Origin of the sequence: Mycobacterium sp. PS03-16, from assembly GCF_004570325.1 — a bacterium.
GTDB lineage: Bacteria > Actinomycetota > Actinomycetes > Mycobacteriales > Mycobacteriaceae > Mycobacterium.
Map to the genome: position 1 here is coordinate 54,670 of NZ_SPQO01000021.1, position 12,170 is coordinate 66,839.

Sequence of the window (12,170 nt, forward strand, 5' to 3'; positions counted from 1 at the left end):
ACGCATCGGCGGAGTGTACCGAGACCGGCGGAATCACAATGTGTCAGAACGAGGTCCGGCGTGCCGAGACCGGTCCCGCCGATCAGGACATCTGGTACCCGTACCCGTGCGAATACGACTACCTCTGCGATGACGGGGTGTCGGTGTTCGATTACGACTCCGACATCGATCCGCCGGACAATCCCGGTGACCGCCCGGACATCGGTCTGCCCGGCCGCCCCGGTGACCGGCCGGATCGCCCGGACCGGCCCGGCGGTGGCGGCGGTATCGGGGGCCGCTGACCGCCCGCCGACAGACACCGGCGGCGAGAACATCCACCACCTCGAGGGGAGTGACATGGCGATACGACTTGGCGCATTGGGCATCGCGGTGGCCGCAGGCACGATGGCCGGCGCAGCGTTGCTGGGCACAACCGCAACGGTTTCGGCGCAGCCGCCACCGCCGAACTGCACGGCGGCGGATCTGTCAGGTGTCGCGGCGGGTGTCACCGCCGCGACGTCGGCGTACCTGTTCACCCATCCGGACGTCAACGCGTTCTTCACGAGCCTGAAGGGCCTGCCCCGGGAGGAGGTACGGGTGCGGGTCGGCGAGTACGCGGATGCCAATCCACAGGTGCGTGCCGACCTCCAGGGCATCCGGCAGCCGATGGTCGATTTCCGCAATCGCTGCGGCGCCCCGGGGCCCACGTCACTCCCCGGATAGCGTGTCCGCCCGCTACTTCATGGTGACGAGGTTGTGCCAGAGGTGGCGAAGACTGTCGGTGCCGCCGAACAGTGTGGTGAAGTTCGTCGAGTCGTTGAGCACGATGTCGCCGGCCCGAGCACCGTTCGGCGGCATCCAGATCAGCGCGTTGAATTCCGTGTTCCCCGCGGCCGTGAACGGGTGCGGGCGGTCGGGATCGACTCTCTGACGTCCGAGCACACGGAGATGATCATCTTCCGGTGCGGTCAGCTCGTAGTGCGGCAGGTGCGGGTGGAAGTTGAGCGTGGTGACATCGTCCAGCAGCCGGGGGCCGTCGAGGTCGCGGAAGCCGTTGAGTGGCGCGATCTCCCGGGTGTTCGGCACGACCGCCGGGCGTAGCCCCCAGACGTTGCGGACCGGCACGTCCAAGGCCTCCATCAGTGATCGGGTGTACTGGCCGAAGCGTTGCTGACGCGGTACCAGGCGGTCGCCGTGGTGCTCGTACTCCACCTGGCGCTGTCCGAGGTCGGCGGTGAAGCCGACGTCGTGATGCGGTGCGAGCAGCAGGCACGTCCCTTCGCGCTGGAGCCACTCCGTGAGCGCGGCGATCTCCTCGTCACCTGCATGCTGCTCGGACAGCACGTGGTCGAGGCCGAACACCATCAGGGTGTCGGTGTCGGCGAGTACCCGTTCGTCGATGGGCAGGGAGTAACCGGCCTGATCGATGCGCTGGAACACCGCCACCGGGTGACCGGTGGCCGCCTGAGCGACCTCCTGGAACGCCAGCGTGGATCGGTGGAAGAGTTCCAGCGTGCCCGCAATCCCCTGCAGGAACGTTGCGGCGTCGTATTCCGGCGTTTCGTAGGCCGGCCAGGTCACGTTGCGCACTTCGGTCATCGTCGAGAAGCGGTTCTCCATGGCCGCCGGATCACGTTGCGCCTCCCATGGGTAACTCCACGTCCAGTAGATGCTGACCCGGCGGCGGCCGTCGTGGGGGCGGGCGATGTGGCTCTGGTTATAGGTGCGGGCCGGCGGTCTCATGGCGGGTCTCTCAGGAGCCGATGGAGGCGAGGAAACGCAGCCCGGCGATGCCGGGCATGAAGAAATAGCCACCACCTGTCAGCGTGGTGAACGCGGGCAGGCCTTTGTGCACCTTACGGATCGGTCGCTTGGGCACGGTGAAGTCCAGGGTGCCGTCCTGGGTGCCGCAGATGGGATCGTGCTCATTGCCGAGTTCGTGGAACGCCTTGTCGTTGATCCACACGTTCTGTGCGAATTCGAACTGCCGCTGCAGGTCGGCGCAGATGATGAAGGCGGCGATCCCCCGGTCGGCGCCGTCATCCGGGGCTCCCTCGGGGAGCGCGGGCCCGTAGGTGGCGCCTCGGCGGATCATCCGTCGCCGGTTCATGTAGTGGGCGGTGTCCCGGGGATTGAGCCGACGGGCATGCGCGCCGAGGGGGCAGGCATAGCCGAACGGATCCATCTCCTTGTAGTTGAAGTCGTTGTTGCGCAGTGGATCAGCGCCTAGTTCCGGGTCGTCGTGTTCGGGAGCGAGCACGAGCGGCGCCCCGCTGCGCCAGCGGCCCATGAATTTCGCAGCCAGCAGTTCCTGCTCTTCAGCCGAGTCGGCGTGTTCGCGCAGATAGTCACGGAAGGCGCCGACGTGCTCGCGAAGCCGGCGGTAGGCCATGTAACTCCCGTTGCGCGACAGGGTTTCCGGCTGAGGCAAGTCATTGACGGGACCGTTCTCGTCCGGGTACCCGAGGATGAACTCGCCGGGTTCGAGCGGCGCTCCCGAGCCTGGGGTGGGCGATTCGCCGGAGCCCTTCATCACCGGCTGGGACAGGCGGTCGCGGAACCCGAAATGGTCGTGGGCGTAATTGAAGGGCGGGGTGGCGTTGAGGTCCAGATGCGACAGTGACCGCACGCCGGGGCTGCGGGCGAGCAGCCTGTCGTGCTCACCGATACAGCGCGCGTATTCGGTGTCGTCGCGGGCGAACAGGATTGCGATGGCGTGCACGTCCTCACTCGCCAACCCATCCGTCCAGAGCTGTGGCGCACTGTCGCCGGTGTCGCCGAGGATGTCGGCACGCGCGGCCATCCCCTCCCGGAACGCGTCGGGAAACGTCGCAAGCGAGTCATCGGGGACGCCGAGCGCGCGCAGACCGGTCCAGGTGAACGCCAAGGTGACCCACCGCTTCGAACGGTCCACGGTGTCCCGCACCTCGGCCGCCGACTGCACGGTGGCCAGCATCTCGGTCAGCCATCGCCGGCCTGCCGCCGGCTCGTCGAACGTGAGGAATTCGTAACGGCCGGTCAACGCGGGTGTGCGGGTCAGCAGGATGTGCTGGATGTCGTCGAGTTCGAGCGCCACCCGTGTGTCATCTGCGGGATCCAGACGGGTGGTCACGATCGGCCCTTCGTCCATGACCATGCGCGGATGCGCCACACGCCGTCCGAGTGTGCGAGAGCGGCGGTGAAGAAGGAACCGGTCTGGGTGACGTTCCGGCCGCGGTGGTCGAACGTCATGGTCGCCGGCATCACGACATACGCGGCATCCCCGGAGACGTCATGGTGCACGGCGTCACTCAACGTGACGCGCCATCCGCCGGCCTCCTGATGCCTGCCTTCGGCGAGCACGCCCTCGTACCAGTCCTGAGGCGCGGTGGCACCCCGCCACAGGTGCGGTGCCATGCCGTCGAGAATGCAGCCGTCGTCGGTGAAACAGGCGGACATGGCGTCGACGTCGCCGGCGTTGAAGGCTTTGACATAGCGGTGGACGACGGCAACGGCGTCCACCGCGGACGAGGTGGTCATTGCATCTGGTCGAGCATGGTGGCGAAGGCCGCCTTGAGACGCAGCGCCTTCTTGATCTCATCGGCGGTGACATACGGGTACTCGCCGTACTCGAGGAAGCTCGGTACCTGGTGGGCTCGGACGAATTCGATGAATGCGTCCGGGTTCTCCTTCCAGTCCTCGGGGAACCCCTCGAGGTTGGTGAACACCGTCGTGATCCCGGTCTGGCTGAACAGTTGCACGGCGTCTTCGGTGTACTTGTCGAAGTCGGTGTCGAAGATGCCCTGATATTGGAAGTGCAACCCGGATCCCACGTCGAAGAGCACCCACCGCAGGTAGTGCAGCCGCAGCGGCGCGAGCACCTCAGGGCTCCCGGCGACCGCCTCCTCGATCTGCTTCCCGTACGCGCGGACGGCCTCTTCGCGGCCCTCTTTGACCTTGGCGATGATCGAGAACCCATGGCACGCCGGGGTGCGGGGGAACACTGGCCCGTACCTGCCACGCTCGAGTTCGAAGTACCCCTCCCGGGGAATCGCCATGGCGGCGGGTTTGTCCCATTTCAGATCCGGTCCAGACATCTCGGCCCCTCTGCTTGACCCGATGGCCGGACATTAGCACCGTGAGCGCATTCGTTTTGCGGATCGGACAACCGGCGACCGGGAAATGTCGGCGGGCCGAATTCGGGCCATCACGAACGATTTCACACACCGAGCAAGAGCCATCGGACGATCTGACCTATCCATTGAACGAAACCCAGTCCGGACCTACGCTCGGACGAGGGGCCGTGGGACGGGAGGCTGCCATGCATCAGATTGATCGCCCGCTGGCGGTGGGCGCCGTGGCCGTACTCCTGCCAATGGGGATGTTCGCCTCCGCCGGGCCCGCGCGCGCGGACTGCACCAACGCCGGCGGCGTGACCGTGTGCGCGCAGGGCGACGTCCGCGGATCGGACGGCGGCACCGGCGGCGGTTCCGCGGGTCCCTACTACCCGTACCCGTGTGAGTACGACTACTACTGCGACGACTGGGGTGTCGACCTGATTCTCGACGTCGACGGACCCGACGGTGACCTGGGCCGGCCCGGCCGGCCGGGCGCCGGGCCGGACAACAGCCTGCCGGGCGGCAACCGCGGTGGAGGCGGTCGCCGCGGGGGACGCCGGTGAGAACCGGCGCTCGACGGTACTCGCCCAACCCGCGCGTCAGTGCATATCGGGGTGCGCGTCGCGCAACTGGGCACTGTCCCAGTAGCCGCGCTGCATCACGATGAGCCCGTCGCGCACCTGGAAGAACCCGCAGCCGCGGAAACCCTGCGGGTCGACCCATTCGAGCGCTGCCCACTCTTCGTCGACGAGCAGGTTGATCGGCGTGCACACCGGTGCGTCGGCGAAGACGCCGCGGTGGAAGTCCTCGATCGCGGCGCGGCCCTGTACGGGTGTCAGCGCGATCTGGTGGTTGACGGCGTCGGGCGCATACAGCGCGGCGATCCCCTGCGCGTCACCGGCGTTGAACAGCGCCACCCAGCGTTCGATGGTCGCTCGCGTGGTCATTGCGCCTCCCTCACTCGCCGTGCACGTCGAGTCCGTGCGCCGCGGCGTAGGCCAGCGCCTGATCGATGTCGATGCGGGCGCCGCGCACTGCGGCCGTGGTCCAGAACGTCGGATCGACCCGCGCGCCGCGCAGGTCCGCCTCCTCCAACCGCGCATTCTGCGCCCGGGCGCCCTGCAGGTCGGCGCGCCGCAGGACGGCCTTGCGCAGGTCGGCGCCGACCAGGCTCACCTCCCGTAGGCGGCAATCCGAGAGGTCCACCGCGCGCAGGTCGCAGCCGCCGAGCACCGCGAGGGTCAGATCCACCTCGACGAGGGTCACCGGCCGCAGGCGGCATTCGGTGAACACCGACCCCAGCATGCTGCACTGCCGGAATGTGCTGTGCCACAGCGACGCCCGCCGGAACGTGCAGTTGCGGAAGGCTGATCCGACGTGTTCGGACTCCGACAGGTCGACCCCGCTGAAGTCGCATTCGTCGAAGACGGCGCATTCGGTGCGCAGGCGGCTCAGATCGTCGTCACGGAAGTCGTGCCCGGTGAACTCCCGCTCGACCCACTCGGCCACCGCTCAGCCCGGCAGCGCGGACAGGCTGTTGAGTGAGTACTCGGTGATCGCGATCAGCGCGGCCTTCGCGGACTGGCGGTCGCGGGCGTCGACCGTGATGACCGGGATGTGTTCGGCCAGCGCGAGCGCCTTGCGCACCGCCTGCGCAGGGTGCCGGGGAGCGCCGTCGAATTCGTTGATCGCCACCAGGAACGGCAGGTTGCGGGCTTCGAAGAAATCCACGGCGGCGAAGCTGTCCTGCAGCCGCCGGACGTCGACCAGGATGATCGCCCCGATCGCCCCGCGGACCAGGTCGTCCCACATGAACCAGAACCGGCGCTGACCCGGTGTGCCGAACAGGTACAGCACCAGGTCGTCGGCCAGCGTGATGCGGCCGAAGTCCATGGCCACGGTGGTGGTGCGCTTGTCGGGTGTTCCCTCGAGTCCGTCGACTCCGGCCGACGCGTTGGTCACGAGCGCTTCGGTGCGCAGCGGCATGATCTCCGACACCGAGCCCACGAACGTCGTCTTGCCGGCGCCGAAGCCGCCGGAGACGACAATCTTCGTCGCGGATGAGCGCTCGCGCGAAGACCCTGAGCCGGATGAGCGCTCGCGCGAAGACCATGACGAGGCGGCCCGCCTGTCAGAGTGCTCGTAGGCCACGCAACGTCCTTCCTATGAGATCGCGACGTTCGTCGAAGCTCGCCGATTCGTCGAGGGTGGTGTGCACCCGGAGATAACCCTGCGTCACGAGGTCCCCTACAAGCACGCGCGCCACGCCGAGCGGCACCGACAATCGTGCTGCGATTTCCGCCACCGACGGGCTCTGCACGCACAGCAGCAGGATGTCGCCGCGAATGTCCCCGACCGGCCAGCGCGGCGGGCGCGACGTCTCGAGCGTCTCGATGGGCGCTTCGAGCGGCAGGTGGACGCGCGAATCCGTGCGGCCCGCGGTCAGCGTGTAGGGCCGTACCAGGCTGGGTTCGACGGATTGCGAATCGTCCACGGGCAGCTCACGAGTGCTGAGGTGTTCGCCGCGCCGACTGGATCACGGTGCCGACCCGCTCGACCAGGATGGCCATCTCGTAGCCGATCTGCCCGATGTCGCAGGACCGGCCGGCCAGCGTGGCGAGGTTGGAGCCGTCGCCGACCCGCATCAGCAGCAGGTAGCCGTTCTCCATCTCGACCACGGACTGCAGCACGTATCCGCCGTCGAACAGTTGCGCCGCTCCGGTCGACAGGCTCGCCAATCCACTTGCGACGGCGGCGAGTTGGTCGGCGCGTTCGGTGGGCATGTGCTCACTGGCCGCCATCAGCAGGCCGTCGGCGGACACCAGAACCGCATGCGTCACTCCCGACACATCACGAGCGAACCTGGAGACCAACCAGTCGAGCGATTCGCGCTGTGTCGAACGTGCGGTCATTCGAAGTCGGTTCCTCTGTTTTCTCGTGCGTGGGCGCGGCCGGCGTGCACCCCACCGAAGTGGCTGCTCATACTGGCCCGCACCGCCTCCGGATCCCGTCGCGGCGCTGTTTGCCCACCGGTGTCGAATTCCGCGGCCGATGCTACCTCGTCGCGTTCGGCGCCGCCGCGGTGCGCTTCGCCGTTGGGCACTCCGCTGCCCGGTACCAGCCGGGCGCCGGGATCGCGGACCGGCAGACCCTCGTCGGTCAGTTCCCGCACCGGTGCCTCGTCCGCGGCGGCCGCGGCCGACCACCCGTGGTCCCACACCGACTTCCAGTCCAGATCGCTGCTGTTGGCGATCTCGGTGGGGTCGACCAGCCATTCCGACAGCATCGACTGGTAGATCGCGTCGTCGGCGCCGGCCGTCGGAGAAGGGGTCGCGACCGGCGGGCCGGCGGCGACGACGGGTTCGGGTTTGGTTGCGGGTTCGGATTCGGGTTCCGGTGGGGCGACGGGCGGGTGCACGCCGTTGCCCGCGGCCTGCGCGCGCGAGTTGAAGAACGCCGAGGTGTTGGTCGGCGTGGGCATCGGGCGGCGCGGATCGCTCTGGGCCGGCATGGTGTCTTCCGGCCATTCCGCGGGCGCCTCGGCCGCCGGTTGCGGTGCCGCAGCGCCCATCGGCGACGGGATCTCGGCGATCCCGCTGGCGCCCGGGCGGCGTTGCGGCAACAGCCCGGCGGGAAGGTCGCCGTGACCGTTGAGCTGCTGCTCGGGGATCGGGGGGACATCTGCGGAGACGTCGTGACGCTCCGGTTCGGCGAACGCCGGCGCGGGCTGCGGCTCGGGGTACCGGGGCGCCGGTTCCCCCGCGCGCACCAGCAGTTCAGCGGGCACGTACACACCCGCGGTGGTCCCCGAGTTCGGTTCGTCGACGACGGTGGCGCGCAGCCGCACCACGAATCCGTGCTGGGCGGCGAGGCGGCCGACGACGAACAGACCCATATGTCGGGCCGTGTAGGGGTTCACCTCACCACCGGACTGCAGGCGGGCGTTCGCGACGCGCAGATCCGATTCCGCCATGCCGAGGCCGATGTCACTGACCTCGATCACCAGCCCCCCGCTTCCGGTGTGCACGGCCGACACCCGCACCTGGGAGATCGGCGGCGAATACCGCAGCGCGTTGTCGAGCAGTTCGGCGAGCAGGTGGATCAGGTCACCCGCGGCGTGACCGACGACCGCGCTGTCGGGGACAGTGGCGGTGACCACCCGGGCGTAGTCCTCCACCTCGGAGGCGGCGGCGTTGACGATCGTCGCCACCGGAACCGGCTCGGCCTGGTCGCGCGGGATCCGCGCGCCCGACAGCACCAGCAGGTTGGCGCCGTTGCGGCGCATCCGGGCGGCGAGGTGATCGAGCCGGAACAGACTCTCCAGCCGCTCGGGGTCGTCCTCGTTGCGTTCGAGCCGGTCGATGAGCGTCAGCTGCTGGTCGACCAGCGACCGGCTGCGCCGCGACAACGTCTCGAACATGTCGCTGACCTGACCCTGCAGCTGGGCCTGCTCACCGGCGAGCAGCACGGCCTGCTCGTGCAGTTCGTCGACGGCGTGCGCGACCTGGCCGACCTCTTCGGTGGTGTACACCGGGATCGGGGTCACCGGGCCGGGCTCCCCGCCGGCGCGCACCCGGTCGAGTTCACGGGCGAGGTCTTCATGGGCAACCTTGAGGGCGCTGTCCCGCAGCCGGCGCAGCGGCGCCACGAGCGAACGCGCGACCAGCAGCACCAGGAGCAGCGCCACGATCATGACGGCCGTGATCACAGCGGCGTCGCGGATGGCGGCACTGCGCTGGGCGGCCGCCTCGCTGGCAACGGCGGCGGGGATGGTTCCCGTGGTGTCGGCGATCATGTCCTCGGCGATGCCGGCGGTGACCGCCTGCGACTGCAGCAGCTCGGGGTTGCCCACCAACGGAACCGCCGGGTTCGAGATCAGCGACATGCGCTTGAGCATCTCGGTGCGCAGGGCCGCGGCCTCCTGCGACGCCCCGCCGAGCAGTTCGGCCATCCCGGAAACCGTGGACGGTTCGGTGCCGGCCAGCGTGATCATCGCGGTGCGCAGCTCTGGTTCGGCGACCTCGCCGCCGCGGTTGACCAGCATCTGCTGCATCGCCATCTGGCCGCGGGCGCCGATCGCCCGGGACAGCGCCTGCGCCCGCAGTTGGACGTCCTGTTCGTCGCTGCGGGTGGAACCGGTGATCGCGGTCTCGGCGGTCAGCAGCAGCGGGGCGTAGGTGAGCACGCGCTGACGCAGGTCGACGGAGTTGGCCATCACGCCGTTGACCAGATTCTGCCCGTAGTCGAGCAGGGTGTTGACGGCCAGCCGCACGTCGGGGATGACGTCGGTGGCGTCGAGTTGCTCGCGCAGCGCGGCCTTGGCGGTGTCGAACTCGCCCAATGCGGTCTGGGTGTCGCCGCCCTCGGTGGCGGTGACGACCGCCCCTTCCAGAGCCGCCATGTAACCGTTGATGTCGGGGATCAGCTCGGAGCGCTGGGCGGCCAACCGCAGCTCGCGGTACTCGGTGACGTTGTTGGCGACACGCAGACCGCCGAAGGTAGCGGCCAGCAGCAACGGCACCAGGACGATCGCCAGCACTTTCCAGCGGACCGGCCAGTTCGCCGGCGACCAGCGCGACGGCCGCTTCGGGGGCACGGACGCGGTGGTCATCGGCCGCCGGCCGCGGCGCCGCACATCAGTACTGGATCTTCATTCATGGAGTTTCCTGCTGTTCGCACCTGTACGCGGGCGGCGCGGAATCACGCCTGGTACGCCTGGCAATTCAGCGAGTATGACAGCCGTGAGCAGGCGTTTCCACAGTTCCCACTGAACAGGCTGAGTTCGTGACCAGACCGATGCGCTTCTGTGTGCGAAGCGAGCAAAGCCGGTGTCACGACGGCGGCGCCGTCAGACCGGCCGCAGGATCGCGACGAGGAACTCGCTGTCGTCGGTGAAGGGCCGCACGTCCCAGGCCGACAGCAGCAGGTCGCGGGCGAAGCCGGCAGCGGCCGCGTCGTCGAGGAACTGAGCGAACTCGTAGTCGCGGCCGGCACCGAAGCCGATCACCGCCCGTCCGTCGGCGGCGAGGTGGTTCCGCAGCCGACGCAGCACCTGCCCGCGGGTGCTCGGCGCCAGGAACGTCATGACGTTGCCGGCCGAGACGATCAGGTCGAACGGTTCGGTCATCCCCCGCGCGGGCAGGTCGAGTTCGGCGAGGTCGCCGACGAGCCAGCGCGGTCCGGGATGGTCCTGCTCGGCCGCCTCGATGAGGGCCGGGTCGACGTCGACGCCGACCACCCGGTGACCGGCCGCGGCGAGATAGCCGCCCACCCGGCCGGGGCCGCATCCGGCGTCGAGGATGTGGGCGCCGCGCGGCACCATCGCGTCCACCAGCCGGGCCTCGCCGGCCAGATCGTCGCCGGCCCGCGCCATCGTCCGGAACCGCTCGATGTACCACTGCGAATGTCCGGGGTCGGCCGCGACCTTCTGCATCCAGAGACTCGTGTCGACCATGCTTCGATTATCCCTGGCGGCCGCGACGGGCGAGGCTCGCGGACAGGAAGGATGGGTGCCGTGTTCCGAGTGATGTTCCACTCGCCGCGCATCGCGCCCAACACCGGCAACGCGATACGCATGGTCGCGGGCAGCGGGTGCGAACTGCACCTCGTGCATCCGCTCGGGTTCGACCTGTCCGAACCGAAGTTGCGCCGCGCGGGCCTGGACTATCACGACCTGGCGTCGGTGACCGTGCACGACGACCTGGCCGCCGCGTGGGAGGCGGTCATGCCGGCGCGGGTGTACGCGTTCACCGCCCACGCGCACACGTCGTTCACCGACATCGCCTACCAGCCCGGTGACGTCCTGCTGTTCGGGCCGGAACCCACCGGGCTGGACGCGCAGACGCTGGCCGACCCGCACGTCACCGCGCAGGTGCGGATCCCGATGCTGGCCGGGCGCCGGTCGTTGAACCTGTCGAACGCCGCGGCCGTGGCGGTGTACGAGGCGTGGCGTCAACACGGGTTCGCCGGCGCCGTGTGAGGTTCACGCCGACCGGTGAACGGCTCAGCTCACCAGGTGTCCCAGTGGGTGAGCTGCTCGGCGGGCAGCCGCTTGGCCTTTTTGAAGTCGGTGCCTTTGGTGTAGGCGATCGGGAACAGGCCGCCCTGGGCGTACTTGTCGAACGGGATGCCGAGCAGTTCGGCGGTCTTCTTCTCGCCGTCGCCCATCAGGTGCAGCGACGTCCACGCCGAGCCGAGGCCGCGGCTGCGCAGCGCCAGCATGAAGCTCCACACGGCCGGCATCAGCGACCCCCAGAACCCGGCGCTCATCCCGGCGGGCGCGCCGTCGGGACGGCCCTCCAGACACGGGATCAGCATGACCGGCACCTCGTGTAGGTGATCGTTGAGGTACTTGGCGGAGTCGACGACCTTCGGCGTCCGCTCGTCGCGGCTGTCACCGAATTCGGGCTTGGGGGCCTCGAGGTACGGCGTCGCCGCCACCCGGTAGATGTCGGCGATCGCTTTCTTCTTCTCGGGGTCCTCGACGAACACCCACTGCCAGCCCTGGGAATTGGAGCCGGTGGGCGCCTGCAGTGCGATGTCGAGGCACTCCATCAGGACCTCGCGCGGCACCGGCTTCTCCAGATCGAGCCGTTTACGCACCGAACGGGTGGTGGTGAGAACTTCATCCGCAGACAGGTTCAGGTTCATTGTCGCGAGACTACATTCGCCCTATGGCCGACGGATTGACGCGCGAAGTCACCAATCGACTCGAGTCCGACCACTACGCGTGGCTGACGACGGTTGCGAAGTCGGGGCAGCCCGTGCCGCGGCTGGTGTGGTTTCTCTACGACGGCGCGGATCTGGTGATCTACAGCCGCCCCGACGCCGGCAAGGTGCGCCACCTGCGCAACCATCCGCAGGTCAGCCTGAACCTGGACTCCGACGGTCACGGCGGCGGGATCATCGCCGTCGGGGGCACGGCGCGGGTGGACGCCGAGGGGGTCGACTGCCGCGAGGACGGGCCGTACTGGGCGAAGTACGCCGCCGACGCGGAGCAGTTCGGGCTGACCGACGCGATGGGCGCCTACAGCACGCGTATCAAGGTGGGCATCGACAGGGTGTGGACGACCCCCACCGAAGGGTGACGGCTCA

At 68.7% G+C, this 12,170-nt stretch carries 18 protein-coding genes; 6 read left to right on the forward strand and 12 right to left on the reverse strand.

Annotated features, from left to right (window positions below):
- Positions 1–38: 38 nt before the first annotated feature.
- A complete protein-coding gene (locus E4P42_RS17820) occupies positions 39–281 on the forward strand; it encodes a hypothetical protein (RefSeq protein WP_245234081.1) in 243 nt (80 codons plus the stop codon).
- Positions 282–336: 55 nt separating this feature from the next.
- Positions 337–702, forward strand: coding sequence for a heme-binding protein (locus tag E4P42_RS17825; RefSeq protein WP_135127407.1), 366 nt, complete (start codon positions 337–339; stop codon positions 700–702).
- Positions 703–714: 12 nt separating this feature from the next.
- Here E4P42_RS17825 and E4P42_RS17830 read toward each other — a convergent pair whose 3' ends face one another.
- From E4P42_RS17830 to E4P42_RS17845, 4 genes are read right to left on the reverse strand one after another with little or no spacing between them, the layout of a single operon-like run.
- Positions 715–1,722 (reverse strand): hypothetical protein, encoded by a 1,008-nt coding sequence (locus E4P42_RS17830; RefSeq protein ID WP_135127408.1) that lies wholly within the window; start codon positions 1,720–1,722, stop codon positions 715–717.
- Positions 1,723–1,732: 10 nt separating this feature from the next.
- Positions 1,733–3,109, reverse strand: coding sequence for a peroxidase (locus E4P42_RS17835; RefSeq protein WP_209305808.1), 1,377 nt, complete (start codon positions 3,107–3,109; stop codon positions 1,733–1,735).
- Entirely contained in the window at positions 3,088–3,498 is a 411-nt protein-coding gene (locus E4P42_RS17840; RefSeq protein WP_135127409.1) for a nuclear transport factor 2 family protein, read from the reverse strand. Before E4P42_RS17840 ends, E4P42_RS17835 begins: the two co-directional genes overlap by 22 nt.
- The gene (locus tag E4P42_RS17845; RefSeq protein WP_209305805.1) at positions 3,495–4,055 is read right to left on the reverse strand and encodes a hypothetical protein; all 561 of its coding nucleotides are present in this window, start codon (positions 4,053–4,055) and stop codon (positions 3,495–3,497) included. The genes E4P42_RS17840 and E4P42_RS17845 overlap by 4 nt, the downstream gene beginning before the upstream one ends.
- 224 nt (positions 4,056–4,279) lie before the next feature.
- Here E4P42_RS17845 and E4P42_RS17850 point away from each other — a divergent pair, with 224 nt between their 5' ends.
- Positions 4,280–4,639, forward strand: coding sequence for a hypothetical protein (locus E4P42_RS17850; protein ID WP_135127410.1), 360 nt, complete (start codon positions 4,280–4,282; stop codon positions 4,637–4,639).
- Between the two features lie 36 nt (positions 4,640–4,675).
- Here E4P42_RS17850 and E4P42_RS17855 read toward each other — a convergent pair whose 3' ends face one another.
- From E4P42_RS17855 to E4P42_RS17865, 3 genes are read right to left on the reverse strand one after another with little or no spacing between them, the layout of a single operon-like run.
- Positions 4,676–5,023, reverse strand: a complete 348-nt coding sequence (locus E4P42_RS17855) for a nuclear transport factor 2 family protein (RefSeq protein ID WP_135127411.1) — start codon at positions 5,021–5,023, stop codon at positions 4,676–4,678.
- A 10-nt stretch (positions 5,024–5,033) separates the two neighbouring features.
- Positions 5,034–5,585: a pentapeptide repeat-containing protein gene (locus E4P42_RS17860; RefSeq protein ID WP_135127412.1), complete on the reverse strand. Its 552-nt coding sequence runs from the start codon at positions 5,583–5,585 to the stop codon at positions 5,034–5,036.
- 3 nt (positions 5,586–5,588) lie between these two features.
- Positions 5,589–6,125, reverse strand: a complete 537-nt coding sequence (locus E4P42_RS17865) for an ATP/GTP-binding protein (protein WP_135127447.1) — start codon at positions 6,123–6,125, stop codon at positions 5,589–5,591.
- Between E4P42_RS17865 and E4P42_RS27205 the strand changes: the two genes are divergently transcribed.
- Positions 6,061–6,222 carry a hypothetical protein gene (locus E4P42_RS27205; protein WP_209305810.1) on the forward strand — a complete coding sequence of 54 codons (162 nt, stop codon included), beginning with the start codon at positions 6,061–6,063 and terminating at the stop codon, positions 6,220–6,222. The two genes, E4P42_RS17865 and E4P42_RS27205, sit on opposite strands and share 65 nt — an antisense overlap.
- Here E4P42_RS27205 and E4P42_RS17870 read toward each other — a convergent pair.
- From E4P42_RS17870 to E4P42_RS17885, 4 genes are all read right to left on the reverse strand, one after another.
- Positions 6,208–6,570 (reverse strand): DUF742 domain-containing protein, encoded by a 363-nt coding sequence (locus tag E4P42_RS17870; protein WP_135127413.1) that lies wholly within the window; start codon positions 6,568–6,570, stop codon positions 6,208–6,210. The two genes, E4P42_RS27205 and E4P42_RS17870, sit on opposite strands and share 15 nt — an antisense overlap.
- A gap of 7 nt (positions 6,571–6,577) precedes the next feature.
- The gene (locus E4P42_RS17875; RefSeq protein ID WP_135127414.1) at positions 6,578–6,988 is read right to left on the reverse strand and encodes a roadblock/LC7 domain-containing protein; all 411 of its coding nucleotides are present in this window, start codon (positions 6,986–6,988) and stop codon (positions 6,578–6,580) included.
- Positions 6,985–9,687, reverse strand: coding sequence for a sensor histidine kinase KdpD (locus E4P42_RS17880; protein ID WP_135127415.1), 2,703 nt, complete (start codon positions 9,685–9,687; stop codon positions 6,985–6,987). The genes E4P42_RS17875 and E4P42_RS17880 overlap by 4 nt, the downstream gene beginning before the upstream one ends.
- A gap of 237 nt (positions 9,688–9,924) precedes the next feature.
- The gene (locus E4P42_RS17885) at positions 9,925–10,530 is read right to left on the reverse strand and encodes a bifunctional 2-polyprenyl-6-hydroxyphenol methylase/3-demethylubiquinol 3-O-methyltransferase UbiG (RefSeq protein ID WP_135127416.1); all 606 of its coding nucleotides are present in this window, start codon (positions 10,528–10,530) and stop codon (positions 9,925–9,927) included.
- Between the two features lie 60 nt (positions 10,531–10,590).
- Between E4P42_RS17885 and E4P42_RS17890 the strand changes: the two genes are divergently transcribed.
- Positions 10,591–11,055 (forward strand): tRNA (cytidine(34)-2'-O)-methyltransferase, encoded by a 465-nt coding sequence (locus E4P42_RS17890; RefSeq protein WP_135127417.1) that lies wholly within the window; start codon positions 10,591–10,593, stop codon positions 11,053–11,055.
- A gap of 29 nt (positions 11,056–11,084) precedes the next feature.
- Here the strand turns inward: E4P42_RS17890 and E4P42_RS17895 are convergent, their stop codons facing one another.
- The gene (locus tag E4P42_RS17895; protein ID WP_135127418.1) at positions 11,085–11,726 is read right to left on the reverse strand and encodes a nitroreductase family protein; all 642 of its coding nucleotides are present in this window, start codon (positions 11,724–11,726) and stop codon (positions 11,085–11,087) included.
- Between the two features lie 23 nt (positions 11,727–11,749).
- On the opposite strand from E4P42_RS17895, the gene E4P42_RS17900 reads away from it, so the two are divergent.
- Positions 11,750–12,163, forward strand: coding sequence for a TIGR03667 family PPOX class F420-dependent oxidoreductase (locus E4P42_RS17900; RefSeq protein WP_135127419.1), 414 nt, complete (start codon positions 11,750–11,752; stop codon positions 12,161–12,163).
- Positions 12,164–12,170: the final 7 nt, after the last annotated feature.

Excerpts from the sequence above, each read along its gene's own strand:
- E4P42_RS27205 (WP_209305810.1), top strand. The coding sequence starts at position 6,061 with ATGATCTCCGACACCGAGCCCACGAACGTCGTCTTGCCGGCGCCGAAG.
- E4P42_RS17825 (WP_135127407.1), top strand. The coding sequence starts at position 337 with ATGGCGATACGACTTGGCGCATTGGGCATCGCGGTGGCCGCAGGCACG.
- E4P42_RS17845 (WP_209305805.1), bottom strand. The coding sequence starts at position 4,055 with ATGTCTGGACCGGATCTGAAATGGGACAAACCCGCCGCCATGGCGATT.
- E4P42_RS17875 (WP_135127414.1), bottom strand. The coding sequence starts at position 6,988 with ATGACCGCACGTTCGACACAGCGCGAATCGCTCGACTGGTTGGTCTCC.
- E4P42_RS17850 (WP_135127410.1), top strand. The coding sequence starts at position 4,280 with ATGCATCAGATTGATCGCCCGCTGGCGGTGGGCGCCGTGGCCGTACTC.
- E4P42_RS17840 (WP_135127409.1), bottom strand. The coding sequence starts at position 3,498 with ATGACCACCTCGTCCGCGGTGGACGCCGTTGCCGTCGTCCACCGCTAT.
- E4P42_RS17820 (WP_245234081.1), top strand. The coding sequence starts at position 39 with ATGTGTCAGAACGAGGTCCGGCGTGCCGAGACCGGTCCCGCCGATCAG.
- E4P42_RS17830 (WP_135127408.1), bottom strand. The coding sequence starts at position 1,722 with ATGAGACCGCCGGCCCGCACCTATAACCAGAGCCACATCGCCCGCCCC.
- E4P42_RS17835 (WP_209305808.1), bottom strand. The coding sequence starts at position 3,109 with ATGGACGAAGGGCCGATCGTGACCACCCGTCTGGATCCCGCAGATGAC.
- E4P42_RS17900 (WP_135127419.1), top strand. The coding sequence starts at position 11,750 with ATGGCCGACGGATTGACGCGCGAAGTCACCAATCGACTCGAGTCCGAC.
- E4P42_RS17855 (WP_135127411.1), bottom strand. The coding sequence starts at position 5,023 with ATGACCACGCGAGCGACCATCGAACGCTGGGTGGCGCTGTTCAACGCC.
- E4P42_RS17880 (WP_135127415.1), bottom strand. The coding sequence starts at position 9,687 with ATGACCACCGCGTCCGTGCCCCCGAAGCGGCCGTCGCGCTGGTCGCCG.
- E4P42_RS17895 (WP_135127418.1), bottom strand. The coding sequence starts at position 11,726 with ATGAACCTGAACCTGTCTGCGGATGAAGTTCTCACCACCACCCGTTCG.
- E4P42_RS17885 (WP_135127416.1), bottom strand. The coding sequence starts at position 10,530 with ATGGTCGACACGAGTCTCTGGATGCAGAAGGTCGCGGCCGACCCCGGA.